36 protein-coding genes are annotated in these 26,931 nt (G+C 60.1%); 18 read left to right on the top strand and 18 right to left on the bottom strand.

Annotated elements, in window-relative coordinates:
• Positions 1-340 precede the first annotated feature (340 nt).
• Positions 341-1,276 (top strand): cation diffusion facilitator family transporter, encoded by a 936-nt coding sequence (locus OC159_RS11345; protein ID WP_265501264.1) that lies wholly within the window; start codon positions 341-343, stop codon positions 1,274-1,276.
• On the top strand, positions 1,273-2,367 hold the full coding sequence (locus OC159_RS11340) for a sodium:calcium antiporter (protein ID WP_265501263.1): 1,095 nt from the start codon (positions 1,273-1,275) through the stop codon (positions 2,365-2,367). Before OC159_RS11345 ends, OC159_RS11340 begins: the two co-directional genes overlap by 4 nt.
• Positions 2,368-2,569: 202 nt before the next feature.
• Here OC159_RS11340 and OC159_RS11335 read toward each other — a convergent pair whose 3' ends face one another.
• The 5 genes from OC159_RS11335 to OC159_RS11315 all read right to left on the bottom strand — a co-directional run bounded on the left by OC159_RS11335 (position 2,570) and on the right by OC159_RS11315 (position 4,827).
• Positions 2,570-2,722, bottom strand: coding sequence for a DUF411 domain-containing protein (locus OC159_RS11335; RefSeq protein ID WP_265501262.1), 153 nt, complete (start codon positions 2,720-2,722; stop codon positions 2,570-2,572).
• Between the two features lie 126 nt (positions 2,723-2,848).
• On the bottom strand, positions 2,849-3,418 hold the full coding sequence (locus OC159_RS11330; RefSeq protein WP_265501261.1) for an SCO family protein: 570 nt from the start codon (positions 3,416-3,418) through the stop codon (positions 2,849-2,851).
• Positions 3,419-3,456: 38 nt separating this feature from the next.
• Entirely contained in the window at positions 3,457-3,936 is a 480-nt protein-coding gene (locus OC159_RS11325) for a copper chaperone PCu(A)C (RefSeq protein WP_265501260.1), read from the bottom strand.
• Position 3,937: 1 nt separating this feature from the next.
• Positions 3,938-4,519, bottom strand: a complete 582-nt coding sequence (locus tag OC159_RS11320; protein WP_265501259.1) for an SCO family protein — start codon at positions 4,517-4,519, stop codon at positions 3,938-3,940.
• Positions 4,520-4,605: 86 nt separating this feature from the next.
• The gene (locus OC159_RS11315) at positions 4,606-4,827 is read right to left on the bottom strand and encodes a hypothetical protein (protein ID WP_265501311.1); all 222 of its coding nucleotides are present in this window, start codon (positions 4,825-4,827) and stop codon (positions 4,606-4,608) included.
• 146 nt (positions 4,828-4,973) lie between these two features.
• Here OC159_RS11315 and OC159_RS20010 point away from each other — a divergent pair, with 146 nt between their 5' ends.
• Positions 4,974-5,132, top strand: a complete 159-nt coding sequence (locus OC159_RS20010; protein ID WP_322626727.1) for a hypothetical protein — start codon at positions 4,974-4,976, stop codon at positions 5,130-5,132.
• 9 nt (positions 5,133-5,141) lie between these two features.
• Here the strand turns inward: OC159_RS20010 and OC159_RS11305 are convergent, their stop codons facing one another.
• The 5 genes from OC159_RS11305 to OC159_RS11285 are packed head-to-tail and all read right to left on the bottom strand — an operon-like array spanning position 5,142 to position 9,596.
• Complete coding sequence (locus tag OC159_RS11305) at positions 5,142-5,801, bottom strand: DsbA family protein (RefSeq protein WP_265501258.1); 660 nt, start codon at positions 5,799-5,801, stop codon at positions 5,142-5,144.
• The gene (locus tag OC159_RS11300; protein ID WP_265501257.1) at positions 5,798-6,235 is read right to left on the bottom strand and encodes a disulfide bond formation protein B; all 438 of its coding nucleotides are present in this window, start codon (positions 6,233-6,235) and stop codon (positions 5,798-5,800) included. Before OC159_RS11300 ends, OC159_RS11305 begins: the two co-directional genes overlap by 4 nt.
• Positions 6,222-6,704 carry a signal peptidase II gene (gene lspA / locus OC159_RS11295; RefSeq protein ID WP_265501256.1) on the bottom strand — a complete coding sequence of 161 codons (483 nt, stop codon included), beginning with the start codon at positions 6,702-6,704 and terminating at the stop codon, positions 6,222-6,224. The genes OC159_RS11300 and lspA overlap by 14 nt, the downstream gene beginning before the upstream one ends.
• Complete coding sequence (locus OC159_RS11290; protein ID WP_265501255.1) at positions 6,701-7,324, bottom strand: methyltransferase family protein; 624 nt, start codon at positions 7,322-7,324, stop codon at positions 6,701-6,703. The genes lspA and OC159_RS11290 overlap by 4 nt, the downstream gene beginning before the upstream one ends.
• Positions 7,325-7,328: 4 nt before the next feature.
• Positions 7,329-9,596, bottom strand: a complete 2,268-nt coding sequence (locus OC159_RS11285; protein WP_265501254.1) for a heavy metal translocating P-type ATPase — start codon at positions 9,594-9,596, stop codon at positions 7,329-7,331.
• Positions 9,597-9,684: 88 nt separating this feature from the next.
• Between OC159_RS11285 and OC159_RS11280 the strand changes: the two genes are divergently transcribed.
• The 3 genes from OC159_RS11280 (at position 9,685) to OC159_RS11270 (ending at position 11,965) form a co-directional block, all read left to right on the top strand.
• Positions 9,685-10,119 carry a MerR family transcriptional regulator gene (locus OC159_RS11280; protein ID WP_265501308.1) on the top strand — a complete coding sequence of 145 codons (435 nt, stop codon included), beginning with the start codon at positions 9,685-9,687 and terminating at the stop codon, positions 10,117-10,119.
• Between the two features lie 491 nt (positions 10,120-10,610).
• Positions 10,611-11,792, top strand: coding sequence for a M23 family metallopeptidase (locus OC159_RS11275; protein ID WP_265501253.1), 1,182 nt, complete (start codon positions 10,611-10,613; stop codon positions 11,790-11,792).
• A 41-nt stretch (positions 11,793-11,833) separates the two neighbouring features.
• Entirely contained in the window at positions 11,834-11,965 is a 132-nt protein-coding gene (locus OC159_RS11270; protein ID WP_265501252.1) for a hypothetical protein, read from the top strand.
• A 496-nt stretch (positions 11,966-12,461) separates the two neighbouring features.
• Here OC159_RS11270 and OC159_RS11260 read toward each other — a convergent pair whose 3' ends face one another.
• Positions 12,462-13,106, bottom strand: coding sequence for a L,D-transpeptidase (locus OC159_RS11260; RefSeq protein ID WP_265501250.1), 645 nt, complete (start codon positions 13,104-13,106; stop codon positions 12,462-12,464).
• A 386-nt stretch (positions 13,107-13,492) separates the two neighbouring features.
• Here OC159_RS11260 and OC159_RS11255 point away from each other — a divergent pair, with 386 nt between their 5' ends.
• From OC159_RS11255 to OC159_RS11245, 3 genes are all read left to right on the top strand, one after another.
• Positions 13,493-13,954, top strand: a complete 462-nt coding sequence (locus OC159_RS11255) for a DUF411 domain-containing protein (RefSeq protein ID WP_265501307.1) — start codon at positions 13,493-13,495, stop codon at positions 13,952-13,954.
• Entirely contained in the window at positions 13,914-14,543 is a 630-nt protein-coding gene (locus tag OC159_RS11250; RefSeq protein WP_322626726.1) for a L,D-transpeptidase family protein, read from the top strand. Before OC159_RS11255 ends, OC159_RS11250 begins: the two co-directional genes overlap by 41 nt.
• A gap of 189 nt (positions 14,544-14,732) precedes the next feature.
• Positions 14,733-15,365, top strand: a complete 633-nt coding sequence (locus OC159_RS11245) for a L,D-transpeptidase (RefSeq protein WP_265501249.1) — start codon at positions 14,733-14,735, stop codon at positions 15,363-15,365.
• 118 nt (positions 15,366-15,483) lie between these two features.
• Here OC159_RS11245 and OC159_RS11240 read toward each other — a convergent pair whose 3' ends face one another.
• Positions 15,484-16,053, bottom strand: coding sequence for a recombinase family protein (locus tag OC159_RS11240; RefSeq protein WP_265501248.1), 570 nt, complete (start codon positions 16,051-16,053; stop codon positions 15,484-15,486).
• A gap of 240 nt (positions 16,054-16,293) precedes the next feature.
• Here OC159_RS11240 and OC159_RS11235 point away from each other — a divergent pair, with 240 nt between their 5' ends.
• The 6 genes from OC159_RS11235 (at position 16,294) to OC159_RS11210 (ending at position 23,184) form a co-directional block, all read left to right on the top strand.
• Entirely contained in the window at positions 16,294-16,539 is a 246-nt protein-coding gene (locus tag OC159_RS11235) for a FitA-like ribbon-helix-helix domain-containing protein (RefSeq protein WP_265501247.1), read from the top strand.
• A complete protein-coding gene (locus OC159_RS11230; RefSeq protein WP_265501246.1) occupies positions 16,536-16,964 on the top strand; it encodes a type II toxin-antitoxin system VapC family toxin in 429 nt (142 codons plus the stop codon). The genes OC159_RS11235 and OC159_RS11230 overlap by 4 nt, the downstream gene beginning before the upstream one ends.
• Before the next feature lie 724 nt (positions 16,965-17,688).
• Entirely contained in the window at positions 17,689-18,591 is a 903-nt protein-coding gene (locus tag OC159_RS11225; RefSeq protein WP_265501245.1) for a hypothetical protein, read from the top strand.
• 1 nt (position 18,592) lies between these two features.
• Entirely contained in the window at positions 18,593-19,072 is a 480-nt protein-coding gene (locus OC159_RS11220) for a helix-turn-helix domain-containing protein (RefSeq protein WP_265501244.1), read from the top strand.
• A complete protein-coding gene (locus OC159_RS11215; protein ID WP_265501243.1) occupies positions 19,072-21,114 on the top strand; it encodes an AAA family ATPase in 2,043 nt (680 codons plus the stop codon). The genes OC159_RS11220 and OC159_RS11215 overlap by 1 nt, the downstream gene beginning before the upstream one ends.
• A gap of 1,302 nt (positions 21,115-22,416) precedes the next feature.
• Entirely contained in the window at positions 22,417-23,184 is a 768-nt protein-coding gene (locus OC159_RS11210) for a hypothetical protein (RefSeq protein ID WP_265501242.1), read from the top strand.
• 38 nt (positions 23,185-23,222) lie between these two features.
• On the opposite strand, the gene OC159_RS11205 is transcribed toward OC159_RS11210, so the two are convergent.
• The 3 genes from OC159_RS11205 to OC159_RS11195 form a co-directional block, all read right to left on the bottom strand.
• The gene (locus OC159_RS11205; RefSeq protein ID WP_265501241.1) at positions 23,223-23,477 is read right to left on the bottom strand and encodes a DUF982 domain-containing protein; all 255 of its coding nucleotides are present in this window, start codon (positions 23,475-23,477) and stop codon (positions 23,223-23,225) included.
• A 7-nt stretch (positions 23,478-23,484) separates the two neighbouring features.
• A complete protein-coding gene (locus tag OC159_RS11200) occupies positions 23,485-23,667 on the bottom strand; it encodes a DUF3606 domain-containing protein (protein ID WP_265501240.1) in 183 nt (60 codons plus the stop codon).
• A gap of 63 nt (positions 23,668-23,730) precedes the next feature.
• Positions 23,731-24,030, bottom strand: coding sequence for a hypothetical protein (locus OC159_RS11195; protein WP_265501239.1), 300 nt, complete (start codon positions 24,028-24,030; stop codon positions 23,731-23,733).
• 83 nt (positions 24,031-24,113) lie between these two features.
• Between OC159_RS11195 and OC159_RS11190 the strand changes: the two genes are divergently transcribed.
• Genes OC159_RS11190 through OC159_RS11180 form a run of 3 tightly spaced genes read left to right on the top strand, consistent with a single transcriptional unit; the run spans position 24,114 to position 25,253 of the window.
• Positions 24,114-24,350 (top strand): type II toxin-antitoxin system VapB family antitoxin, encoded by a 237-nt coding sequence (locus OC159_RS11190; protein WP_265501238.1) that lies wholly within the window; start codon positions 24,114-24,116, stop codon positions 24,348-24,350.
• Complete coding sequence (locus OC159_RS11185; RefSeq protein ID WP_265501237.1) at positions 24,340-24,783, top strand: PIN domain-containing protein; 444 nt, start codon at positions 24,340-24,342, stop codon at positions 24,781-24,783. The genes OC159_RS11190 and OC159_RS11185 overlap by 11 nt, the downstream gene beginning before the upstream one ends.
• Positions 24,765-25,253: a GIY-YIG nuclease family protein gene (locus OC159_RS11180; protein ID WP_265501236.1), complete on the top strand. Its 489-nt coding sequence runs from the start codon at positions 24,765-24,767 to the stop codon at positions 25,251-25,253. Before OC159_RS11185 ends, OC159_RS11180 begins: the two co-directional genes overlap by 19 nt.
• A 179-nt stretch (positions 25,254-25,432) precedes the next feature.
• On the opposite strand, the gene OC159_RS11175 is transcribed toward OC159_RS11180, so the two are convergent.
• Genes OC159_RS11175 through OC159_RS11165 form a run of 3 tightly spaced genes read right to left on the bottom strand, consistent with a single transcriptional unit; the run spans position 25,433 to position 26,660 of the window.
• Positions 25,433-25,597, bottom strand: a complete 165-nt coding sequence (locus OC159_RS11175) for a hypothetical protein (RefSeq protein WP_265501235.1) — start codon at positions 25,595-25,597, stop codon at positions 25,433-25,435.
• Positions 25,594-25,773, bottom strand: coding sequence for a hypothetical protein (locus OC159_RS11170; protein ID WP_265501234.1), 180 nt, complete (start codon positions 25,771-25,773; stop codon positions 25,594-25,596). Before OC159_RS11170 ends, OC159_RS11175 begins: the two co-directional genes overlap by 4 nt.
• A complete protein-coding gene (locus OC159_RS11165; RefSeq protein WP_265501233.1) occupies positions 25,770-26,660 on the bottom strand; it encodes an ArdC family protein in 891 nt (296 codons plus the stop codon). The genes OC159_RS11170 and OC159_RS11165 overlap by 4 nt, the downstream gene beginning before the upstream one ends.
• Positions 26,661-26,931: the final 271 nt, after the last annotated feature.

Below are 26,931 nucleotides of genomic sequence, written 5' to 3'. Positions count from 1 at the left end.
AAGAGCCTATCACCGACATTCGGGCAGGCCGCAGCGAATGCGGCTGCAGCAAGAGCAGTTAGCCGTAGGCCGTCGGTTAAAGCTGGAACGATGCCGCTGTGTAGCTTGCCGAACCCGGTCATTCAGGATTGCTGTAGCAGTGCGGATGAGCAGTACCGCTAATCAAAAGTATTCTCCGACGCACTGAAATGCCGAAGCGCGATTAGTGACCAACGCGAGGCAACCGATTAGGTAGTTACGAGGTCCGTCTCCTTGCAGCGCTTTCCTCCAAAGAAGGTCACGCTGCTTACTGAAACAATCCCGTTTCTCTGGTGTTGAGCCAGCAAAGAAGGAGTAGCGCATGGGTTCAGGACATCGCCACGGCTCAGGCGGGCACGGACATGGGCACGGGAGCGAGCGCGCGATCGCCATCGCTGCGCTGCTGACAGGCGGCTTCATGCTAGCGGAGGTGGCCGGGGGCCTCATCTCCGGTTCGCTTGCCCTTCTGGCTGACGCCGGGCACATGCTGACGGACTTTGCGTCGCTCGTCCTGGCCTGGCTGGCATTCCGCTTCGCGCGGCGTCCGGCGACCTGGCGGCAGACCTACGGTTTCGACCGCCTGAGCGTCCTTGCAGCCTTCGTCAACGGCCTGTCGCTCTTTGTCATCGCCGGCTGGATCACCTATGAGGCGCTCCAGCGCCTCTGGGACCCGGGCGAGGTGCTGGGCGGCGTGATGCTCTGGATCGCCGTCGCCGGGCTTATCGTCAACATCCTGGCCTTCTGGGTTCTGACCAGGGGCGAAGGCGAAAACCTCAATATTCGGGCCGCCGCCCTGCATGTCGCCGGCGACCTTCTCGGGTCGGTCGCAGCGATCGTGGCGGCGCTGGTAATCCTCTGGACCGGCTGGACCCCGATCGACCCCCTCCTGTCGGTTCTCGTGGTTCTCATCATCCTGCGCTCGGCCTGGAAGGTCGTCGCGGAAAGCGGCCACATGCTGCTCGAAGGAGCTCCGGCAGGGTTCGATGCACGCGAGGTCGCGACAGATCTGGCCCAATGCGTTCCGGGTGTGCTCCGCGTTCACCATGTTCATGCCTGGTCCATCACGCAAGAGCGGCCGATCGTGACGCTGGAAGCACAGGTGTCCCCCGGCACCGACCACGACGCCGTCCGCCGCGCCATCAAATCCCGCCTCTCCGAGCATTTCGGAGTGGGGCATGCCACGGTGGAAATACAGGAGGTCAAGGCGCCCGCCGATCCAGTCGAAGCAAGCACAGCCACCGCAGAGGTGGCGCCATGAGCGGCAGCTTGTTCATCTGGATACCGGTCCTGCTTGCTGCGGTCTGGGCCGCACATTGGGGTGCCGAGCATCTTGCCGACCCGTTGAAGAAGCTGCGCCGGCAATGGGGCTTCTCGGTTGCGGCGGGCGGGGCCTTTGTGGGGCTTGCCGCCGCCTCGCCCGAGATCGGGATCAATACCACGAGCGCCATCCGCGGGGTCAGCGACATCGGCCTTGGCGCACTCCTCGGCTCGAACGTCCTGGCCATTCCGATGATGGTGGTGACCGCCTATCTCGCTACGCGGAAGAAAGGCATCGGCGGCGAAGGTGGGCATCCCGATCACGAGGCGCATCGGGGCGAACACCTGTTGCAGGTCGACCCGCAGGCCGTGACGGTCCAAGCGCTGCCCTACCTCGGCATCATCGCTCTCTTCGCGCTCCTGACCCTGCCGGCCCCGTGGCGGGGCTTGCAGCCGCTGGACGGCTGGATCTTGCTGATCGGCTATCTCGCCTACGTCGCCCAAGCCCTCCTTCGCGGCCGAAAGGAGGGCGAGGACGTAAACTGGAAGCGGAAGGAAAAGTGGAAAGCCGCGGCCGGTGTCGGGGCGCTGGCAATCGGCGCCTATTTCACCGTCTTCTCGACCGAGAAGATCGTCGGCGCACTGGGGCTTTCGAAGATCATTGGCGGGCTTTTTATCACAGCTCCGATCGCGGCGCTGCCCGAGGTCTTCGCGACCTGGTACGTGGCCCGCAGCGGCCAGGTTACGTCGGGCGTCACAAGCGTGATCGGCGATCATGCCGTGACAATGACCCTGGCCTTCATCCCGCTGACGATCATCGGCATGCCCATCGAGAACATGCAGCTGTTTGCGGTGACCCTCGCCTTCGTAGCGATCATGCCGATGCTTTACGCCATGTTCATCTGGTGGGGCGGGCGTGAGCGCGGGTTTCAGCGTTGGCAGGTGTTTGCCCTGCCAGCAGTCTACGCTCTCTTCATCGCCGTGATCGTCTTCTGGGTGCAGCCGTTCGACGAGGGGGCGCAGGGTGGCTCCGGAGGAACGTCATCCGGCCAGGAGCAAGAGGCATCATCCGCAGGTCGTTCAAGCAGCTGAACCAGCGCTAATCGACGTCTCTCCAGCCGGTGCACGGCAAGTTTTCAGTGTGCTGCACATGCGCAGGCGACACCTGACGTGTGGTCGCGCACAGTTCCCCACTTCCTGAGCAGCTATCCGGGCTTGTCATCTCCCTCTTGTTTCGTCAGGCGACATCGAGAGATGCACGGGCATTTGCTACACCTTGCAGCCGCAGTGAGGGTCAGCCTGGTCGGGTATCGGCAGCAGGAACGTGGCTCTCCAGGAAATAGCCATCGATGGAACCAGTATGGCAGGTCGAGTGCTCGACGGGCACGCCAAGGTCCAGCTTGTGCTGCATGAGAAGGGTGCCGAAGCGCTCTTCATGTGTTCTCAAAGCCGCTGTCCTGCAGGTGGCGGGTCCATTGCTTGCAGCACTTGCATCCGGTGCCTTCGACGTGGCAGGGCGCCTGCTGCTGCGGCGGCACACAGTAACGTCCGTCGGGTCATAACGGGTCACTATCTATCCCTCTCGCTCAAGCGCCTGCCGGATCTTCGGCACGGCAAACTGCGGGTCTTCGTGCAGGTCGATGATGCTCGACAGCCGCCCGTCGGGCCGAAACAAGAACACGCCAGCGGTGTGATCCATCGTATAGTCGCCATCTTTCCGGGGGACGCGCCGGACTGTCACGTCGAAGGCTTCTACTGCGCGGGCAACCTCGTCCGGGGTTCCCGTCAGGCCGGTGATGCGAGGGTCGAAGTTCGACAGGTAGTCGGCCAGCACCTCAGGGCTGTCGCGCTCGGGATCGACCGTGACGAGGTGAACAGCAAGCCGGTCCGCCTCCGGGCCAAGCTTGTCCAGCCACTCGCTGATGTTGAGAAGCGTCATCGGACACACATCTGGGCACCAGGTGAAGCCGAAGAAGACAAGGCTTGCCTCGCCGACCCAATCCTGCGGGCTGACCCTTTCATTGTCGTGGCTGGTGAGCTGCCATGACATGGATCCCAAGTCGGCAGCGCGTATGCCGCTGACTAGCGCAGCCTCCTGCTGCCAAGGCAGATCGCCGCTGCGCCACGCGCCGACCGCCAGCATGAAGCCCAACGCGGACAGCAGCCCGACGCTGCTAAGGATCAGGGTGCGTCGCCGCATGCAGCCTCGCGTGCGCGCAGAGGGAGGACCGCCGTTTCGACCGAAACGGGACCTGCGTTCTCGAACTTCAGCGTCACGGGGAAGCTCTCTCCGTCTTTCAGCTCTTCTTCGAGATCCATGAGCATGCCATGATAGCCGCCCGGTGCCAAACTGACGGTCTGTCCTGCGGGGATCGAGATATCGGAGGCGTGCGGCATGCTGGCCACGCCATCCGTCATCACCGTTTCGTGGAGCATGGGCATCCCGGCCACAGGGGTCTCGATCCCGGTCAGGCGGTCATCTGTGCTGCCGTTGTTCCGGATGGTGACATAAAAAACGGCGGGACGCGCCGTTCCGATGGTCGCCCGTGACCAGGCCGCGCTGATCAGAAGCTGGCCTTGAGATACTTCGGCGCAGTCGGCAAGCGCAACGGCGGGCAGCATCACGGCGAGCCCCATTCCGGCTAGGAGTGATTTCAGCATGTTAAAGGCGTCCTTTGAGGTCAGCAATGATGTCATCCGCAGGTGTTCCGTACTCGAACTGGCGCAACCATTCGCCGCGCGGACCAAGTAGGTAAAGGCTGGAGCTGTGCGACATGGTGTAGCCCCCCGGCGCCGAGGCATCCTCTTGTCTGTCACCAAAGACCTTGAAGCTGTTGACAGCTGATTTGGTGGCCGCCTTGTCTCCGGCCAGTCCCAGGATGCTGGGATGGAACGCCGCCAGATACTCACCCAGGCCACTCTCCCGGTCCCGCGCCGGATCGACCGAAATGAACAGAGGCTGCACGTCCTCCGCCTCCGGTCCCAGGTCATCCATGACCTGAGCGACTTCCGCCATTGTGGTCGGGCAGACGTCCGGGCAGTTCGTGAAGCCAAAGAAGACCAGAAGATGTTTGCCCCTGAATTCCTCCGCCGTGCGGACCGTCCCTGCCTCATCCGGCAAAGAGAACTCCGGCTTGAACGCGGCGGCTTGCTCCTGCCTGTCTGCACGCCAGAGCAGCGCGCCCACGCCAACGAGTGACACGGCCACAGCGACCCAAAGGGCGATCCTGATTTTCTTCAGCATATCGACATCCCACCTTTGCGGCCGCCCTAGCACCTCTAGCCACCTGAGGTTCAAGCAGCTTTGGCCAATCTCACGGCTTTGTCAGTTCAGCTGGTTTCGGCCACGGCGTTCCTGACGGCGGCGCTCAAGGTTTCAAAACTGGGGTTGGTGAGCGGTCGGCCATTCAGGAAGAAGGTCGGCGTGGCACGCACCCATCGGCTGAAGGTCCACCACATCATGGTATCGCTAAGGCGATTCAAGGCGTGCGTGAAGCACGGCGCGACGAATTGACCGAAGATTATGCCGAGCTGATTGCAGAGCTTATCCATGAACACGGAGAGGCGCGGCTGATCGTCATCGCCGCACGCTTGGGCGTGCGCCGACGGCGACAAAGGCGCTGGACCCATTGGCTCGTAAAGGACTGATCTCTCGCGAACGATACAGATCGGCCTTTTTGACGGAAGAAGGACATGCCTTGGCACGCGAGTGCCGCCGCCATCCCGAGATCGTCCCGCGTTTCCTGATCCGTCTCGGCTTTGATGCCAAGACGGGGGAGCGGGATGCCGGAAGCATCGAGCATCATGTGAGCGAGCGAACGCTGGCCCTGTTCGCGGCCTATGCAGACGAGGGCTGAGGTCTGCGATCAGGATGTTTCGACGGCGTTGCGGACGTCCGAAATCAGGTTCTCAAACGTAACGTTCGTCAATTGGCGCCCGTCTAGGAAGAAAGTGGGCGTCTGGCGCACGCCCAGTGTCTTCAGATCGGCAGCATCCTGATTGAGGATACCCACAATGTCCGGCGACAGGCGCATGCTTTGGGCCCTTTCCAGGTCAAGACCGGCAGCCCCGGCAATCTGCCAAGCCAAGTCCATTCGGGGGGCGCCATGCACTGCCCATTCGGGCTGCCGCTCCAGCAGCGCCTCAAGGACGGGCTCAAACTGATCCTGCATCCGTGCAGTTTCCAGAATGCGAACGGCCTCGTCAGATCCTTCGTGAAAAGCCGCATAGCGCATGACGACGCGAACCTGGTCGGGAAACTGAGTGAGGATGTCCTGAACAACCGGGTGAAAAGCGCGACACGCCTCGCACGACGGGTCGAAGAATTCGACCAGAGTGACCGGAGCATCCTCGGGGCCGAAGCTGGGGGAGTAACCACGCACCAGCACCTCCGTGTCTGCCGCCGGGGCCGCGGCGGCTTGGGCCTCTGCCTCGGCCTGCCGGTTGCGAGTCATCACGATCGCGCCACCGCCAAAGGCGGCAAGGCCTATGGCCGAAGCTCCGATTATAAGAGAACGGCGATTCATGAACGTTTTCCTTTCAGTGACAAGAGGCAGACAATAATTGCAGCAAACGCGAGCAGCGCCAGATAGGGGATAGGCACGCTCAGGATGGTCTGCGCCTGATCGGTGCAGGACGGGCCGTCCTTGGTACAGGGCGCAACGGCCTTGGGGATCAGCCCGGCGTAAAGTCCCGAATGCCAGCCCGCCAGCACCAGACCTGCAAGCGCCAGCGGCAGGCCGTAAAGCCGCGCCACGCCGTCGTTGCGCCAAAGCGAGATGGTCAGGATTGGCACCAGCGGGAACATCGCGATGCGTTGGTACCAGCACAGGACGCAGGGCATCTGCCCCAGGACCTCACCGATGAACAATGCACCAAGGGTTGCGGTCAGGGCGATCAGGAAGGCCGCCAGCAGGGTAAGCTCGTCCCGGGTCACGCCCCGTGTCTTAGTTGCGGTCAAGAAGCGACTCCTTGCGGCCTGTGGCGAATGTGGCGATGACGATGATCAGCCCGCCGAGCGTGATCGCGATATCGGCGCCATTGAAGGTGGGCCAATGCCAGTCACGCCAGTAGAGGTCCAGGAAGTCAGTCACGGCACCCTGCCGCAACCGGTCGATGATGTTACCAAGGGCACCGCCCACGATCAGGGCAAGACCGGTGCGCTCGAGGCGGTTGTCGGTGCGAAACGCCATAACGGAAAAGATCAGGGCAAGCGCGCCAGTCAGCGCCGCCATGAGTAGAGGCCTGCCCCCCATGAGGTTCGACATCATGCCGAAGCTGGCGCCTTCGTTGAAGCTAAGCGTCAGATCGAAGCCCGGTAGAACCGGCAGGATCTGACCCGGAGAGATCAATGACATCGCCGCGGCCTTTGTGGCCTGATCTGCCAGCACTGTGGCCGCGATTCCGAAAATGGTCAGAGCAGCCTTCAACTTGAGGTTCTCCTGTGAAAGCCGATCCAGCGCGGCACGGTCGCCAGGTAGCGGCTGTAGTCTGCACCAAGCGCCTGCTTCAACTCACTTTCCTCTGAGCGGATCTGCGTGGACGCAGACCAAAGGAAAAGCAGCGGCGCGAGAATTGTCGGAACAGCCGGGATCGCAAGAGAAACTCCCGCCAACAGAATGATCTGGCCCATAAAAGTCGGGTTGCGACTGAAGCGATAAAGCCCGCCCGAAACCAGTGTACCCGTCGCGCCCTCGGCCACACCGACCCGCCATGAGCTTCCCATGGACATCTGCGCGGCAAAAGCCAGCATGGCGCCGGCTCCGGAAACAAATATTCCGATCAGGCCAAGCGCCACTGCCTCGCCCTCGGTCCAGAAAGGGTCGGACTTGTGCAGGGAAGGCCAGACCAGCCAAAGCAGCGGCCCGAGAAAGGCCAGAACAAATGCTGCGCGAAAGCCAAAAGCCGCCCAACGGTCGCGTCCTCTTGCTTGACCAAACAGCCAGACGGACCTGTTCGCCGCCTGGGCCGCCAGGGCACTGCCCCAGAAAAAGAGCAGTAGATAGCCTGCCAACAGCGCCAAGGCCGCCCAGCCAAATTCCGACAGCATGGCTTCAGCCCTCGCGTTCGGGATTGAAACGCAACAAGCGCAGGGCGTTCAGCGTCACCAGCACGGTTGCCCCCGTATCGGCGAGGATTGCGATCCAGAGGCCTGTGATCCCGAGGATCGTGGTGACCAGAAAGACTGCCTTCAGCCCGAGCGCGATGGTCACGTTCTGCCGTATGTTGGTCATGGCCGCGCGCGCCAGCCGGATCTGGGCCGGAACATCCGTCACGCGGTCACGCAAAATGGCCGCATCGGCCGTTTCCAAAGCAACATCAGTGCCTGAACCCATGGCAACACCAATGCTGGCCTGCTTAAGGGCAGGGGCGTCATTGATGCCGTCCCCGATCATCATCACGCCGCCATGTTCATTCATGTCGCGGATCATGCTGAGCTTGTCTTCGGGCATCATGTCGGCCCGAAACTCCATGCCAAGACCACCGGCGATGGCCGCTGCAGTACGCGGGTTGTCTCCAGTCAGAATGACGGACGTGATCCCCATGGCTGAGAGCTGGCGGACAGCCTCTGCGGCGTCGTTTCGTGACTCGTCCCGCATGGCGATCAGGCCAAGCGGTGTCCCTTCGCGATAAACCGCGACGGCCGTCTTGCCCTCTTCCTCAAAGATTGTCGCTTGCCGCAAGCTGTCGGTGTGGATGCCGTTATTCTCGGATGCATAGCGAGGAGACGTAACCCAAGCGGGCGCGTCACCCACGGTTGCGACCACGCCTCTGCCCGCCAATGCCTTGGCCTCGCGCGCTGGCAAGGCTTTGACACCTGCCGACTTGGCTTTGTTCAGGATGGCGATGGCCAGCGGGTGGCTTGACCCGCTTTCGACCCCTGCAGCCACCGCCAGAAGCTCGGCTTCTGTTGTCCTGCCGAATGGCACAAGGTCCGTGACTTCGGGGCGGCCGTGAGTGAGAGTTCCCGTCTTGTCGAAAGCGACCTTGGAGACCTTGGCGGCCGCTTCGATGACCGCTCCGCCCTTCATCAACAGTCCCCGGCGAGCACCAGTGGACAGCGCCGACGCGATGGAGGCCGGAACCGAGATCACTAACGCGCAGGGGCAGCCGATCAGCAGAAGCGCAAGACCGCGATAGATCCAGGTGTCCCAAGCCTGACCATAGAATAGCGGCGGCACCACAACCACCAGGACCGAAACTGCAACGATGGCAGGCATGTACCAGCGACTGAACCGGTCAATGAAGCGTTCGGTCGGCGCGCGCGCTTCCTCGGCCTCTTCCACGAGGCGAATGATCCGCGAGATGGTATTGTCTTCAGCGGCTTTGGTCACAGTGATCCGCAGCGCCGCTTCGGTGTTGATGGAGCCCGCAAAGACTGCGTCCCCCGGCCCGCGCGTCTTCGGCACACTTTCCCCCGTCACCGGGCTTTCATCGATGCCGGAACGGCCTTCAGCGATGTTTCCATCAGCCGGAATGCGGTCGCCGGGGCGGACAAGCACGGTTTGGCCGACAAGCAGGCTGGCAGCCGCCACTTCGCGTGTTGAGCCGCCGACTTCCAGCAGCGCAGTCTTGGGAACCAAGTTCGCCAGCGCACGGATGCCGTCACGCGCCTTACCGGCAGCGACACCTTCCAGCACCTCTCCGACTGCAAAGAGAAACACCACAAGCGCGGCCTCTTCGGCCGCGTCGATGAACAAGGCGCCGATCGCGGCGATGGTCATCAGGCCCTCGATGGTGAACGGCTGGCCCAATCGTGCCGCGGCAAAGGCGCGACGTGCAATGGGTGCGACTCCAATCAAGCAGGCCGCACCGAATGCCCATGTGCCGATCCGAGGGGCAACCAACTCCACGCCCCAGGCTGCCGCAAGCAGCAGGGCCGTAAAGATCACCAGCTTGCCCTTGCCCGTTTGATACCAGTTTTTGCCACGATCAGCAGGGTCGTCATGAACATGACCGAGGCTGCCATGACCTGAGGAGTCTGCCGCAGGCTGGCTCGTCTGAAGCTCTAGATGCCCTTGCTGATCGTGACGTGAATCAGCCTCCGGCGCGGAACCTGGCAGGACAAAGGCCTTTTTTCCCGCACCACGCGGCGCGATACCGTAGCCAAGCGCCCGCACGGTCTTTTCGACCTTTTTGCGGTCAGTCTTTTCTTCGTCCAGCGTCAAGCGCAGGCGTTCCGACATGATGCCGATTTCGACACCGCTGACGCCTGGCAGGCGAGACACCGCGGCTCTCACTTTTGTGGCACAGGAGGCGCAATCCATGCCTGACACCGTCCAGTCGCAGGCTGTTTCGCCTGCCGCATCTCGGTTCGTCATCGTCTTTTCCTCCGCCAGGACACGGCAGTTGTCTTTTCTGATTCGTATTCTTAATGTCTCTAGCTGCTATAGCTTCAAGAGGGATTTGATGCTGACCATCGGCAAACTCAGCGTATCAACCGGAGTGAAAGTCCCGACGATCCGTTATTACGAGCAGATCGGCCTGCTGCCCGAAGCGGAGCGCAGTGCAGGCAACCAGCGCCTGTACGACCGGAAAGCTCTGGAGCGGTTGGCGTTCATCCGGCATGCGCGGGAGCTTGGATTCTCACTTGAGGCCATTAGGGATCTGCTCAGCTTGTCGGATAATCCCGATCAGCCTTGCTCAGCAGCGGATGCCATTGCTCGGGCTCAGCTGATTGAGGTCGAAAGCCGTCTTGCGCGGCTGGCGGCACTAAAAGCTGAGCTTGAGCGCATGGTGGTGCAATGCGACGGAAACAGAATTGCCGACTGCCGAGTGATCGAAGTGCTGGGCGATCACTCACTCTGCATCACTGACCATGTGACCGAGGATGCCATTCACTGAGGGAGACCGTACATCCGATGCTAGTCGCATCTACCGCACACACGCCGACTCTTCAATCGAGAAGCTTGACACCCACTGGATGCGCTGGATTGGCTTTTCGTCTTTCATCGGCTCGAACGACTGACAAATTGGTGAACCCGATAATAATCAACTTGAACCTCTAGCTGCTTGAGGTTTCAGAAGGCGCGCAACAGTCGCAACAAGCAGGGCACAGGAATGATATCTTTTGGACACCAAGCAGTCCGATGCTGACGCTCCTAGGAGCTATTCTGGGCGTATGGCGCGGGTTGGATCGCGTACGCCAGCTTGGTGGGAACAGAATGGACATGATCCAGTATGCCCTCGCTCACGCAATCGCCTTCGGATTGATGGGGACATTTGTTGGAATCTATCTCGGACGATTCATGATGCCATGAACCCAAATGCAGCGGCTTACTGGCCTTTCCTGGAGCCGGAGCGAGGCTAACATACATCTTACGGAATGAAATTCGATGATCTTGCGAATCCTGCTTCTTGTCGGCGCTGTTGCCGTGACCGCGCCGTTACATGCCGAAACACTGAGCGAACCCGCACCAGAAGCGGGACCAGCAACCAATCTCTCGCAGCACGAAGTGGTGGAGGGCGATACGCTGGACGCGATCCTGTCTCGTGCGGGAATAGCCGCGGAAACGCGAAACGAGGCGGCACTGGCAATCTCGGGTGTCTTCGATCTGTCAACCTTGATCCCAGGCCAAGTGCTGAGATGGCGCGTGTCGGAAGATGATCCTGCCCGCCTGGACCACCTGTCATTGTTGGTCAAGAACGGGACCGACATTGTCCTCGACTTCAGCAAACCTCTTGAGGCTGCCTTGGTCGACACTCAGATACAGATACGCAATCGCCGCGAGTCTTTCATGCTCGTTAGTTCGCTTTATGATGCGCTCGCAGAACGTGAGGCGCCTGAGAGCTTTGCCGTCGATCTTGCTGCGCTCCTGGCGGGACAGGTTGATTTCCGCCGTGACCTGAAAGGTGGAGAACGCGTGGCGCTGATTTGGCAGGAAACTGCCCTACCTGACGGGACAATTATGGGAGAACCCCAGCTGTCTTATGCCCGGCTGGAGTTGAGTGGGCATACTTATGAAATGGTAGCAGGTCCCCCGGACGAACCAGCCATTCTGTTCAAGGACGGCACGCGGGTGCAACATTCCGCCAGACCCGTCATCGGTGCACGTCTATCTTCGGTCTTTGGCAAGCGAAAGCACCCGGTTCTTGGCGTCGAGCGAATGCATACCGGAGTAGATTACGCCGCAAAGATTGGCACGCCTGTCAGGGCAACCGGTGCGGGCACGGTGATTTTTGCAGGAGGTATGCGGGGATATGGCCGGACAATCGATATAGACCATGGCGGCGGCGTCGTGACTCGCTATGCACATTTGTCCCGCTTTGCCCCCGGCATAAAAAGGGGCACCCAAGTGAGCGCTAATGATACTATTGGCGATGTCGGTGCGACGGGCCTCGTGAGCGGGCCGAACCTTCACTACGAAGTTCGTGTCGATGGCCAGCCGACGGACCCAACCGAGAAATCGCTGGCATCGGAGGCCACGGAGATCAAGACAGGTGACCTGTTGATGCTTGCGGCGGCAAGGGTCGCCACCGGGTTCTTCATCCGCACGACGACAGAGAACAGAGGCTAATTGCAGCCGCAGATGAGGCCGGCCGGAGGAGGTCCCATAGGATGTCATGGATCAAGTTCGGTGGTCGGCTTAATCATCCGGAAGCCGATATCGTCGATGTTGCATTGAGGACACCTGAGTTGCAACGCGCAGGTTCGCAGGGATCACCAGGTATTCGCCAGGCATTGGGGTGAATGGACCTCAACTCGATCCTTGCGGAGACTACTCCGGCAGCTGGCTTGTACCTGCCTGCTATTTGCAATAGCTGATGTTAAGTCATTTCCAGAAGGCAAGATCATGGTTCCGAGCTTACAGATGAAAGCAAAACCATTGGTGATTATGCTCGCGATCTCTCTCCTCGGAGGATGCTCTGCAATGTCGGCTGATGCCGTTGCGGAGCCGCAGAAACTTCCAGAGGAAGTGGTCGCATTGGCCGCTCCGCATCAAAATGTTGCGACCGCTCGCCTCCAGACAGAGGATAACTGCTATTGGTATGAGCATGTCGGTCCAGTGGAAACGACGCTTCTGCCGCTTCTATCGCGGCGAGGAGGCCCCATTTGCCTCGCAAGCGGTTGAAAGGTTCTCTGAGGGGGACCTACGCCCCATCAATTTCCGGATATTACCCGCTACGTTTCTTCGTGTAGAAAATGGTTCTGGTTGCTGGGATTGATTTTGCTGCCGTGAAATCTGCTACTCTCCCGGATAAAGAGTCGCACTGACACCGGTTTCAACCTGGCTGTAAAGATCGTTGACGTGGGCCATCACCATTCGGACGCATCCCGAACTTGCTCGACTTCCGATTGAGGTGGGATATGGCGTCCCATGGATGCGCAGATACGTATCACGGTCCCCTACATAGAGATAAAGCGCCCGTGAACCGAGTGCGTTCATAGGCCCGGGCTCCATACCGTCAGCGTATTGTGCATAAGTCTCCGGTTCGCGAGCGATCATATTCGCAGTGGGGGTCCAATGTGGCCACTTCGCTTTGCGCCGGACCGTATAGGTTCCTGGTTCATAAAGATCTCCGCGACCGATGGCCACTCCGTAGCGCATCGCCGTACCATCATTTTGGATATGATAAAGATAACGCGCCACCGCATCGACGTGAATGTCCCCCGGCGTCAAACCGTCATTGGCTTCAACACGCTGCGGCAGGAACCTAGGATGCAGACCCCAAGGATTTGAGGTTGCCGGATCATAGGCTGGTGGAGTGATCTCCGCATCCCAGGAAGCCATCTGAGCTTCACTCGGCCACGAGCTTGCGAAGCCACGCGAAGCAATTGCCGGAGAGAACAGCACACTGGTTGTCAGGATGAAATGGCGACGTGTCAGCATTGTTCTCTCGCGGTTACTTCTGGGGCGGACTACGGTCCTGTGTGTCTAACATTGCGAGAAACCACAAGTTTGAACGGATAAATCTTGTGTTAGGCGGCGTAAGGGCATGGTCGAGAACGGTTTCTACCCAATTCCTGCTGCAGGTGGGATTGAACGATTCACGCTGGTCATGATCATGAGAGAGACTTGAGAAACTTTTGGCTGCTGCAATGAGCAGCCGGCAAGTTTGACGCGCGCATCCACTTGCTCAACCATATCTGCCTTAAGACCGAAGCGCCTGACAAGCCCGTGAACTTCAAAATTATCTCTTGAACCTCTAGCTGCTTGAGGTTGCAGTGGTTGGCAAACAAGAAACCGGCAAGTGCTGGAATGAGGGGCAGATCATGATGGAGTTGACACGGCGTTTCGTGCTTTTGGCCGCTGCCGCAAGTGCATTGCCGACTTTGGGACTGTCGCAGACAGCGGGAACGATCCATGTGGTCGAAGGAAGCGGCTGCGAGTGCTGCAAGCAGTGGACGAACTACCTGCGGGAGAATGGCTTTCAAGTGACCAGTGAGGAACGCTTCGGCGTGCTCCTCATGCAGCACAAGATCGATCTCGGTGTGCCTGTCGAACTGGCGTCCTGCCATACCGGATCGATCGAGGGCTATTTCCTGGAAGGGCATGTTCCGGTCGCTGATATCCGCAAGCTGTTGCAGGAGCGTCCGGACGCTTTGGGAGTCACTGTTCCGGGAATGCCCCTTGGAAGTCCGGGCATGGGGCCCGAAAGCCGGCGCGTCGCTTATGACGTCTTGCTGATCCGCAAGGATGGCAGCAGTGAAATCTTCAACAGCTATCCCGCTGCATAAATCACGCGAACGCCTTCTGCAGGAATCCTCGTCAATGTCCCACTTCACCCGCCGCCATGCCTCACTGGCCATGATTGCAGCCTTGGCAGCCTGCGGACGATCCGGTTCATCCGGTGTGAGCACCCAAGCCGCAACCAGACCGACGCCGGAGTTCAAACGCTATTTCGGACCACCCGTGACACAAGTGGTGGTCTATAAAAGCCAGCGCAGAATGCACCTCATCAGCGGCACGACCGTGCTGAAGTCCTATGATTTCGGGCTGGGCAACCAACCAATCGGGCCGAAGCAATTCGAAGGGGACGGAAAGACCCCTGAAGGTCTGTATTTCGTTGACCGCTTCAATCCACGCAGCCGCTATCACCTGTCGGTCGGCATTTCCTACCCGAACGCTCAGGACAAGGCCTATGCCGCACAGTTCGGCCGAAAGGCAGGGGGAGACATCATGTTCCATGGCCGGGGGCCGGAAGGGAATGTCTTCGCACCCAAGAACCGGGACTGGACTGCCGGTTGCCTTGCGCTCACAGACCAGGAAATTGAGGACGTCTACGCCATGCTTCAGCTTGGAACGCCGGTGATGATCTACGGTTGACCCATCCGGGTCAAATTTCCGCCGAGCTGTGTCCTTGTTATCTCTTTGCAGGCTTGGCTAGGCAGGAGATCGGGCCTGTTGCAAATCGTCTGATGCGACTGAAAATGTTCCGGAGCAATTTGGTCCATAGCTGATGCTCGGGTACGACTGCACAAAAGACATGAGCAAATATGAAATCGAGGCAGGAGCATGTCCAAGAACCATCATTATGGTGATCGCAGAACCTTCTTGCAGGGGTTTTTCACAGCAAGCGTCATCCTTCCGGGCACTTCTGCTTTTGGACAGGACCTAGGGCCCTACAATCAGCCGGCACCGGGAACGCCCAACATGACCCAGACCGCCGTGGCCAGTGGCCCACAGCGCAATCTTTCATCTTTCCGGGCACGCCATTGGCGAGATTTCTATTCGGCCATCGGAAAGGGAGTTATTCTCGCCGATGTGACGTCCCGCGCTGTGCATTACTGGTCGACCGATGAGAGCGTGCATTTCATTTTTCCCTGCTCCATTCCGATGACCGAGGACCTGACGCGCCGCGGGCAGACTGAGGTTGTCAGGAAAATGAAGCACCCACCTTGGACTCCCACACCGAGCATGCGTGAAAAAGACCCGAGCCTGCCGCAGCGCGTGGAGGGCGGGGCTCCCGAGAACCCGTTGGGACAGTACGGCCTGTACCTAGCTTGGCCTGCCTACCTTGTTCACGGCACCCATGACACCCGCAAGATCGGCCGGAAATCTTCATCCGGTTGTTACGGACTTTACAACGAGCATGTGGCTCGACTCTTCGAGGTCGCTGAAATCGGAACACAGGTTACCGTGTTCTGAACGCTCGCAGGCGGGGCCTGAAAGGCAGATCTCACCGCCCGATATATAAGTCCCTACTACTGACGGGAGGATTCTACTGCGCTGCCTGACCCACCTGGCAGTTAGCGATTTTGACGTCCTACACTGGCGAAACTGGGATGCTTTTCAAAGCAGTATAGAGGGCAGACTTACTAACCTTCATCCGCGCGGCAGCCTCACGCACGTTGAGGCCAGACGCAATCAGTTGACGGGCGCGAGCTACCTTTTCTGGTGTAACGGCAATGGGCCGTCCCCCTTTACGGCCTCTTGCCGCGGCAGCTTTCAGTCCTGCGCCAGTGCGCTCGCGGATCAGGTCACGCTCAAACTGACCAAGAGCCCCGAAGATGTGGAACACGAGCCGCCCGGTTGGGGTGGTGGTATCGATTGTCTCGGTAAGGGACCGGAAGCCTACTCCCCTGCTTTCAAGTTCCGTCACCGTTTGCAGCAGATGGGTCATCGACCGGCCAAGCCGGTCCAGCTTCCAGACCACAAGCGTGTCACCCTCCCGGAGGAAGGAAATTGCCGCGTTCAGCCCAACCCGTTCCGCTTTAGCGCCAGACATCCCCTTGTCCTCGAAAATCCGCGTCGCGCCAGCGGCCTTCAGCGCGTCAAGCTGAAGAGCAAGGTCCTGCTCAGAGGTCGAGACACGCGCGTACCCTATGAGTGACATCTGTTTTCCTTAAGCAGGGCCGTTCGTGCCCTCAGCTACTCGAAAATGTCCACAAACTCATCCAGAAATCAAGATGTCCAAATACACGTCATCCGGCATGTTCCTGGACAGCTTTGGCGAAAGTCCGCAAAACGTCCGTTTGATGGACACGCGAAGCCGGTGATATCATCAATATCATTTTGACATCATCCTGCTTGATGATATCATATCGTTCGAAATGCTATCAGAGGCGGGACTGCCATGGGAAACATGATGATCCGAAACCTCCCTGACGAGGTTCACAATCATCTTCGGGAGCAGGCGTCGAGCAACCGGCGAAGCATCGAAGCAGAGGCACGTGCGATCCTGGTCAACTCTTATGTCGCCCGGCACACGGGCGGCTTTGGACAGCAGCTGCGATCGCGGTTCCAGAGCATGGGCGTGATCGGTGACGAGTTGAGCCAACCTCGTGACAAGACTGCGGGCGAAGCTGCCGACTTCTCATGATCATCCTGGACACTAATGTGCTGTCGGAGGTCCAGCGGCCAGTTCCTGACCCAACCGTCATGGCTTGGCTTGACGCACAGGAGCCGGGCAATCTTTACGTGACCGCCATCACGGCAGAAGAACTGCTGTTCGGTGCGTTCATCTTGCCCACCGGTGAGCGGAAGACGCGACTTATCGGCACAATTGAGGCGATGCTGCAGGATGATTTCGCCGGCCGTATCCTTCCCTATGACGGAACGGCTTCGCTGTTCTATGCGATGCGCGTCTCAAGAGCCCGAGAGCGTGGCGTAACCATAGGTCATGCCGATGGTCAGATCGGGGCCATTGTTGCGGCACAGAAGGTTGCCAGCATCGCAACCCGCGACACTGCACCCTTTCAGGCGATGGGTATCGAAGTTATCAATCCTTGGGAATACCAGCCCTAGCCAGGACCGTGTTGTACTATCAGCAGGTCCTCTACTGTCTCACCATAGCAGCTGCCTGCGCACTTGAACTCGAATGCCCCTAGGGGGCGCATAGCAGACCCATGGCGGAGAGGGGCAAGCGGCAGCTATGCGGACGGAGCTGCCGCTCGTGCCGTTCACGCTCTGACCCTTCGCCGTTGCAGCATCGCAGACGTTGAGGGCGGAAATAGGACGGTCAGATCGGATCGCTGAGCTGACCGGTGCAGACGAAGAGTAGTCATTCGCTATGGCAGGGATCTGTGTCCGGTTCTAGGCCGGTTGTAGGCTAACGGCTTTCCGGCCTCGACACCGACAAAGCGGACCGTTGGACTGATAAGCCGCTTCAGAAGGCGGGTCCTATGATGACCTTTGGACTGCCATCCGCCGCAGAAGATTCAGTATCCGCAGCTATGTCCATGCTGGCTGTTTCATAAGCGGTGCCGGGAGAAAACTGAGGTGGGCCCTCATCCGATATGGCGAAGGCGTCCCAAGCGCTTTGGAATGGAATGTGGTGGCTCGGGTGCTCTGTCTGAAGAAAAGTTCGAAAATCGGGCAGCCGGGATTGAATTTTATAGGATTACGTATCTGATGTCCCTCGTTTAATCTGTATTCTAAAGGGGTGTTTCGTTGGGCAGCCGAGTATTCTGGAACATCGAGCTGCAGTCGCTGCGTTAAAAACTTTCTTGGGACGGGGATAACTAGAGATTTGGCTGGCGAGCCCGACATTTGGGACGGCGACGAGTGGGAAAGCCACGTCCTTCATCTGCTCCAAGCCGAGCACGGCGCACACAATGTTCAGAAGGTGCCAGCAAAGCATCTCGGTGACTGCGGGCTCGATTTCATCTGCCTGCATCAGCAGCTAGTGTATCAATGCTACGCCGTCCAGGAGCCGGTCGATGTTGCGGTTCGTGCGGAAAAACAGAAGTCGAAGGTGACGACCGACATCAAGAAATTTTCCGATCTGAACGGCGGTGCGGCCGCCATCCTGAAGAAGCAGAAGATCAAGCGTTGGATCCTGGCAGTGCCGCTGCACGACAGCAAGGCGGTGGTAGAGCACGCTGCAAAGAAGGCGGCGGAAGTAAGGGCGAAGAATCTACCGTATGTTGATGTCGATTTTCAAATCATCATCCAAGATCGCGAGACTTTCGACGCCGACACTTGGAATCACAGGATGCTACTACGCAGGCGCATCCGCCCGGTAGTCCCGGAACCCACCGAAGGCGAGATTGCGGTGGTCTCCGACGGGGATCAGACTCTAATCGACAACCTTCGCACGAAAATGTTGAAGCGCGTGTCGGATCCCGGCGAACTGGAGGATGTCGTCGTCGACCTGCTCCGTGTGTTCGTTCACTCGGAGAATGCCAAGGACGCGCTGCGATATATGGCTCCTGATGCGTATGAGGACGTCGTTCGATTAATCTCGGAGCGGTTGAGGCGCCTGCGGCTCGGATCGCGAAAGCTTGTCGGCGACCCTTTGGACGCGGAGATAGACTCGCTGAAGGCCTCAATCCTTGCGGCAGTACCGAATCTCGATCCCGGCGCGGCCGACACGATTGCGCTCGGCGCAGTGAGCGACTGGCTGATGCGCTGCCCACTGAGGCTCGACTGATATGGAAGAGGCCAATCGCATTCGGTCGAAGCTGACCGGCAACTTCTCGGTGGCAAAGCGCCCTGAACCGATCGCCGGCGACCTGCGCCTCGGTTGGGGCGTCTCGCTGCTGCTCCTCGTTCTGGCCTCATCACGCGGGCAGCGGTGTAGTCTGCAAAAGATTCACTTCCTCTCCCATTTGAGCCGTACAGCGAAATCGCGGCAGCATATGCGTGAGGTGCTAGCGCGGCGTCGAGGACCGGCCGACCTTTCGGTGCGCATTGAGCCCGGGGTGAATCGGGCAGCGGCGTTCGCCGCCGCCAGCGGACTCGTCCTCGTTCGGGAAGGCAAGGCCCTGGTGTTGTCCGACGATGGCAAGAAGGCAGTGGCGGTGATCCGGAAAGAAAAGCTGCTTGAGGATGAAGCCTCGTTCCTCGAGGAAGTCGGCAAGCTGACGACGGAGACGGTGGTGGAGAAGATAATGAAGATGGAAGCGTTCTGATGCTTCGCATCAAGCATATCAGGCTCCGCGCTGAAACGACCGGCGGTCTATACGGAACCGACGTTAGGCTCAACGGTGGACTGACCGTTCTCCACGCGCCAAACACGTCTGGCAAGTCGACCATCCTCCATGCATTTCTCTATGCGTTAGGTCTCGAGCAGATGCTCAGCCCGAGGCGGGAGATCCCTCTCTCCTATGCGATGCGGGAATACGTCGAGAATCCCGCCAACGGGGTCGAACATAAGATCCTCGAGTCATACGTCGCCGTGGAAATCGAGAACGCCAGTGGTCAGACGATGACGGTGCGGCGCAACGTAATCGCCGAAGGCGATCGACGGCTCATAAGCGTCATTGGTGGCCCTGAGCTGACCGAAGGCCCCGGCGACTACGCCCGCCGCGACTACTTCGTGATGGATGCAGGCGGCGCTCAGCGGGAGGCCGGCTTCCACCGGCTCCTGGCTGAGTTCATGAGTTGGAGCCTGCCGACGGTGAAGAGGTTCGATGGCGGTGACTGTCCGCTCTACGTCGAAACCCTGTTCCCGCTGTTCTTCGTTGAGCAGAAGGTAGGTTGGACTGCGATACCCGCGGCGATACCTACCCAGTTCAGGATAAGAGAAGTCCACCGGCGAACCGTTGAGTTCCTGATGGCCTTCGATACCCACGACACGGAACGTCGGCGCCAAGACCTCGAATTACGCATGGGTGCGGCAAAAGCCTATTGGTCCAAATCAGTGGATGCTATCGTTGCGCTCGCCACGGCCTCAGGGTTCAGGGCCGCGCGCCTGCCAATGGCGCCGACCGCATTAGAAAGCGATGTCGAAAACGCGTATCTCGAATACCAGCAGAACGGCGAATGGCGGCGTCTGCAGACGCGCATAGCGGATCTGGCGGAACTGCTCGAGACGCTCAAAAACGAATCTATTCCCGAGGTGGAAGGTGTTGTTGAAGGAGCGGCGGCGGAGGCCGATGTACTCAGCGCTGAGATCATGTCATTGAATACAGAACGGTCAGCGATCTTCCGGGACCGACAGGCCGAACTCGTGCAGCAGGCTTCTACCGCGCAGCGGATTGCCCAACTCGAGGAAGATCTTCAAAAGAACAAGGACGCGCTGAAACTCCAGAATTTCGGCTCCACGCTTTCACGCGAGCTCTCGCCAAACCACTGTCCGACGTGTGAGCAGGCGATCGATCAGTCGCTTCTGCCACCAGGAACATTGGAGTCGGTGATGTCCATTGAGGACAACATTGAATACCTCAGCGCCCAGAGGAAGGTGTTCAAGCGGCTCGCTGATCGTTCTGCCGCCATGATCCGCGAACTAGACTTGGAACTGGTATCGACGGGCGAGGACGTCAGAGGCAAGTCGGCACGTCTCCGCGCGCTGAAGTCCGATCTGATCGCTCCATCACATGCTGCGTCTGCGGCGTTCATCGAAGAACGACTTCGCCTCGAACAGGAGCTGGTTCGTATCCGCGACACGATGGGGCGGTTTGAGCAGCAGCTTGATTCGTTGAACGAGCAGGCGCGAACCTGGCGGGATATGCTGGCGGAACGCGCCGACCTTCCGAAAGCGAGGCTGACTGACGAAGACATCGGCAAGCTGTCGAAGCTGGAGGCGTCGATCCGGTCCCAGCTCGTAAGGTATGGGTTCGGCACCTTCCCGGCGAAGGACCTCACTGTGTCGCACGACAGCTATCGGCCGGAGAAGGAGGGCTTCGAGATCGGGTTTGAGCTATCCGCCAGCGATAGCGTGCGATTGAAGTGGGCCTATCAGCTCGGGCTGCTGGACGTTTCCCAAGGCAGCGAGACCAACCATCCGGGCCTAGTGGTTTTCGACGAACCACGACAGCAGGAAGCAGCCGAAGCGAGCGTTGCTGGTTTGCTGGCGGAGGCTTCTAGGATAGCAGGTGGACGATCTCAGATCCTGATCGCGACTAGTGAGGATTTGTCTAAGGTAAAGGGCTTTTTGGAGGGTATTGAATGCCAGCTTCTGGTATTCGATGGGAAGATGATTGCTCCGATATCGGACGACACCAGTTCCTGACGGGTACTTGCCGTCTGTCTCGAATCCTCCGCGATTAGTTGGTCGTTCCTTATCTAGCAGTGGCTCGCGCCGCCTGGGCGCACCCGAACTGGCGGCAATATTACGCCCATCGCGCGTGGCTCAGCATGAGGCGCGACTATCTAAACGAACGGCGGCTTTTGGGATCAACTGAGACGGTCGGGAATGATGGAGTTGCCGAGGCGAATCGTACAATGCTTGTGAGGAGGTCGAATGACGGCTCTGGGCCGGTGCTGAGGTGCCCGGCGTTGGTCCTGACCGTCAGCAAAGGGCCGGGCACGATGCTGCGCCTGCGAAGGTGCCGTCCATGCTGCGGCCTGGCTGAATGCCGCTGATGGGCTCTTCGCGTCGATGCTGCGCCGACCCCTGACTGTCCGCTTCAGTTAGGCCGGTCAGCCTGAAAGGCACAAAGCCTGACAGAAAGGCAGAACTATCTGCCACGAAACAATCGGGCGGGGTTTCTGGCGAGGACCGCGAAGCGGCCCTCTCCTGAAACCCTGCCTCCCGGCGAGGGCAGGAGGGGGACCCGCGCAAGGTTTCCGACAAGGAAGGGGGGGAGGGGGATCACCCGGCCTGCACGGAGCGCGTAAGCCGCGGAGGAAGGACGGGGACACCCCCCCTGACGCCGCTCGGGGGCCTTGCGTGGGGGAACCGGCGGTTCCCTAGACGGACACGCGCCCTTCGCGCGTGGCCCAGGGAAGGCAGGGGGCGTTTGGGCCTGTCCAAATCCCCCCTGCGTCTCGATCACCGCGTACGCGCGGGGATCTCTGCATCTTCTTCGGCCAGAGCTTTCCAGCCTGCCGCCCTGGCGGCGGGCCTTGCATGGCTGCGAACGGGACGCGCCATCACAGAGCGAAGGAACGTGAGCTGCCTTGTGGGAAGGTCTGGCCGGATCACGCAACCGCCCGCCCGGTTGCCCACAGGCTGACGCTCGATCCCTGTGGTCTCGCTTACAGCCTGCTTCGGCCCGCTGCGTCCACTCCCAAGGTCGTTCCCTTGCGGGCTGGACAACCGGGCTCCCGCGCAAGCGATCGTCACCCGCAGGGCCGAGACTAGGCCGCTGAACCGACTATTGCGCCCCCGCGCGGGCTGGCTCGGGACGAGACAGGCGGCGCGGGAAAAGGCGCAAAGGAGGGGCAGGGGTCTAGGCTCGGGGCGAAGGCCGGCGCCAGCCGGCCGTAGCCTAGAGCGCGGTCCCTCGGGGCGGGCGGGCCAGGGCGACAGCCCTAGACCGACAGACACGAAGGATGCGGCCAAAACAAAATCACTTCTCTTTCGGACAGAATGGATCTTGCCAAACAAGATGAAGTAGAGTTAAGGATGTTCCTGCGACAAAACAAAAAACGCACAAGACACCCTCACCACAAAGGAACATACCTCATGACGAATGTGAGCCCCCCGCACAAAGTAAGTATGCGCACCCGCCTGTTCCAAATTGCTCAAGAAGCTCTTGAAGCTGACGGCTGGAAGGTTGAGCGCGCGACGGGCATGGGAAAGGGCAGCGTTCGACGCATCACGCGCGACTCCCAAACCAAGCTGGTGTCGATCCGCACCTCCCAAGATCAGTATATCGCCTTCCCTCGCACTCTCGATGATCGACAGTGGAACACGCTCGACGACGTGGATGCGGTTGTCGCGGTGTCTGTCGATGACCGGGAAAACCCGACTAAGGCTAAGGTGCATTTCATCGAGGCAGATGAAGTGCGCCGTCGCTTCGACCTAGCTTATCAAGCACGGCGCGATGCCGGTCATTCCGTGCCTGTAGGCCGGGGCATTTGGGTGCCCCTCTATCTGCCCCATGCTGAAACCCCCGTGTATCAAGTCGGGGGCGGCTTGGGTCTGGACTTCCTGCCGATTGCGGAAACGGATCTGGTCGTGAACGGCACCGATGTTCTTCCGAGTGACTTGGATGAGGATGAGGACGGCCCCGGACTTCCGGCCTCGCCTGTCGCAGAACAGCACCGGCCTCTGACCATCAACGAGGCAAAGCGCCAGCTTGCCGAGACATTCGGGGTCCGCCCGGATCAGGTGAAGATCACGATTGAAGCATGACGAACGAATATGGTTTGTCGCGCCATCGAGGGTCGTGACTAGGCTCCGCGGACGAACACTCCGGCCGAGGTCATAGCCTGGATGAAGTCAGCCCGGACCTGTTCCGGTTCTGCCGTGCCTTCGGCAAGCGCGATGCACGATCCGGCCGCCTGCCGGTAGGCAGGATCGGCCGGATCGCAATGTTCCATCAGGGCCTTGCCCATGCTGTTGGCGTCGTTGACGATGCGAAACCGGCTATCCGTCTCTTGATAGGAAACCGGCCGGACGGTGCGCCGCCCCTCTGCATGGCCCAACATGTTCTCAATCCTCGGACAGCTTGCGCTCGACCTTGGCGCGGCTGTTGCCCTCAGATTTCACGGCCTGGCGCACCTCGTCCTTGGACACATCCATCTTCTCGGCCTCGTAGCGGACTTCATAATCTTGTCCGGCTGCGACCTGACGACGATCTTGGGCGCGGCCCCGCTTTGTCTGTTCCTTGGTCATCGTTGCCTCCACAACTTTGAAGGACAAACGCGGTAAGCGGGGCGTTGTTTCCGCAAGAAAGGATCAGGCGCGGCGGCGCAGGATCACCAGATAGAAAAACATGCCCCACGCAAAAAGGTCGAACACGCGCTGCGCGTAGATCAGGATGGTGTGCAGGCTCGCGCCGATGCCCGGAACGGCATCCAGCATGTCACCATACTGATAAACCGACATAGCAGCAGCAAGGTTGAAAGCCAGCAGCAGGAAAGCCGCAGCCTTCAGATCACCTAGCTCGTCGGCAGGTGTCTCTTGGGCGTAGCGAATAGCGTCCACCGGCTGCACCAGTAGGAAGCGGACGCGACCTAAAAGCGTCTCAGGTAGCATGGCTCACCTGTCCTAACTTGTCGGACCAATGTGCATGCGCATATACTAAAATGTAAATACTGTGCATACAGATTGGAGCGCACATGGGTAAACTTTCGATCCGCGATGAAAGCGTGAACGACCTAGCGGAAACGCTGGCGGAAATGATGGGTGCCAACAAGACCGAAGCCGTGCGGCTGGCGATCCAGAATGAGATCGAGCGGCAAAAGTCCGCCCTGACCATCGAGGATCGGATAGAGGCCCTGCAAGAGAAGCTGAAAAGCTACGGCTTCAAGTCGTCGCGAATTGTTCCACCGGGGGCGAACGCTGATGTTCGTTGATAGTTCTGCCTTCCTCGCCATCCTTGGCAACACTGCTGACGCGGCCTTGTTAGTGGAAAAGATCAAGGGCAGCCGCAGGCAATGCAAGACCTCGGCCAGTGTGCGCCTCGATGTGGTTATGGCCCTGGCCGAAAGCCGCGCGGACACGCGCGGCGTCTCGGCTGAAGGGATTGAGTTGGCAACCGAGATATTCGACAGCTTGCTCCAGGTTCTCAACGTCTATGAAGTCGCGATCAGCCCGCGCATCGCGGCAGATGGGTGCAGGTTGGCGGCGCGGTTTGGGAAGCTGACGGATCACACGGCACAGCTTCCAACGGAAACCTGCTTATCCTTGGCAGCAGCAGAGTCACTTCGCCTGCCGGTCCTGCATTGCAATCTGGCCATCGACCAGATCACGGAAAAGGAGTGGGCCGCATGGCGGGCAGGGGATTGACAGCCTCGCCAAAGTCTCGCGGCAGCCTCAAGGTCCGATGGTTCCGCCGCGCCGTGCCGTGGGGCACGGTCTATCTCAACTGCGATGAGCGGCACCCGCAACGGTTCAAGATCGGGTTCACGCAGCGGAAAACAACCGACCGGCGCAAGGAGCTGGCGCGCGGTTTGGAGAAGCGGCTTTTGATCGTGCAGACGATCCAGATGCCCCATGCCTACAGCCTCGAAAGCCGATGCCTGGAAAGCGCCAAGCAGCTTGCCGAACGCGATTTTGCCAAGTCTAGCGAGTGGTTTGTCTTGGGTGACGGGTTCACTCTTGATGATGTGGCACGGGCCATGCTCGATGACGCCCGCCGCCTGCGTCGGGAAGCTCGGTGGAAGCTGGCATGGCCGTCTTGTGGCCGCATCGCCGTATTTGATTCCGGCTGGCGGAAAGATGGTTTGTGCCCGTCCCGAAAGTATAACCTGACCTAGAGCGGGCTGGTTCAACTCCCATGATGTTTCAGGTGACGGCGCAGCCGTCTCCGTTTTGCCGCGAACGCGGCTCCCGCGCGGATAGCGCAGGATCAGGTGGGGCGGGGCCGGCTCGACGGCCCCGCCCCACCTGGTCAACATGATTGGTGAAGGAACCCCCGCTGGCGCGGGGGTGGGGGTTAGATCACGCAGATAAGCCGCTCTCCGCGCGGGTCAATTTCATAAATCAGAACCTCGATGCCAAGGCGGGCGGCGCGGCGACTGCCGCGCCGCTCCGCTTCGGCCAAGGTGGCGCAGATGATGGGCAGGTCGTCGGGGTCGTCGCGGATCTCGTAGGTCGTCAAAGCGCGACTCCCGGCTTGAGGTTTCCGGCCGCATCCAGCCAGCCGCGCGCCGTGGCGCAATCCATGCAGATGCACGTTCCGGTTCCCTCGACCACAACCGGCGCGAAATAAACCCAAGGGTTGCTCCTGCCGCATTTGCGGCAGGACAGGTGGGGCAGGGGGTGGGGGCCGCTCATGCGGCCCTCTTTTCTTCTGCCTCGACCTGCTGGCCCTTCATCAGCCATTCGGCGGCCTTCTGCGCCTCGCTGGCGGCTTTGAAGATCAGCCGCTTGTCGTCCTTCAACGCGCGCAGCCAGCTCTGGACATAGGCCCCCGACTGGTCAAAATCGGGGGTCAGGCCAAGCCGGGCGCAGGTCATGCAGTTGCCAATCTCGGCAATCAGTTCCTCGAACGCGTAAGCCTTGCGGTCGGTGAAGCGGGAAAAGCGGTCAAGGCGGCTCTTGTGACCGGTCATGTGGCAGGCTTCATGCGCAAGCGTGGCGTAGTAGCCTGCGGCGCTGTGGAACGTCGCAATCGGCGGCATGTGAATGAAGTCCTCGCCGGGGTTGTAGTAGGCTTGCGGCTCGTCGCTGGTGCAAATGTCCGCGCCGGTCGCCGCGAAAAAGGCGTCAAGGGTGGGGTCGGTCTCGGTGCCAAGGTCGCGGGCAGGCTCGGCGGGGGTGCCGTAGTATTCGGCGGGCAGGCCGTCGATCTGCTCGGCGTTAAACACGCGGTAGGCTTTCAGGTAAGGCAGGCGGCGTTCCTCGCCCGTCTCCGCGTCCTCGCGTTCAAAGGTGCCGTATTTGACAACAGTTGACGATTTCTCGCCTTTGCGGACCTGTCCGCCTGCCTCTTGGGCCTGCTTGTAGGTAAACCAACGGGCGGCGCGGTAGCCTTTGGCGTCGGCGGCAAGCCACAACATCAGGACGTTGATGCCGGAATAGGGTTCGCCGTTGCTCCGCAGCGGGAAGGGTGCGCCACCCTTTTCGCCGGTCCACGGCTTGCGCCATGCCGGGGTGCCCGCTTCGATGCTGGCAATGATGCTGTCGGTGACGTGGGCGTAGAGGTCGAACTTGTCAGCCATGCTTGGCCTTCCTTGTGGTGATGCCCGTTCCGGTCTTGTGCCGATAATCGGGCGGGGTTTCTGGCGAGGACCGCGAAGCGGCCCTCTCCTGAAACCCTGCCTCCCGGCGAGGGCAGGAGGGGGACCCGCGCAAGGTTTCCGACAAGGAAGGGGGGGGAGGGGGATCACCCGGCCTGCACGGAGCGCGTAAGCCGCGGAGGAAGGACGGGGACACCCCCCCTGACGCCGCTCGGGGGCCTTGCGTGGGGGAACCGGCGGTTCCCTAGACGGA

Origin of the sequence: Paracoccus beibuensis, from assembly GCF_026162625.1 — a bacterium.
Classification (GTDB): domain Bacteria; phylum Pseudomonadota; class Alphaproteobacteria; order Rhodobacterales; family Rhodobacteraceae; genus Paracoccus; species Paracoccus beibuensis.
Note: the sequence above shows the minus strand (reverse complement) of the source record. Positions and strands in the feature narration are given on the sequence as shown.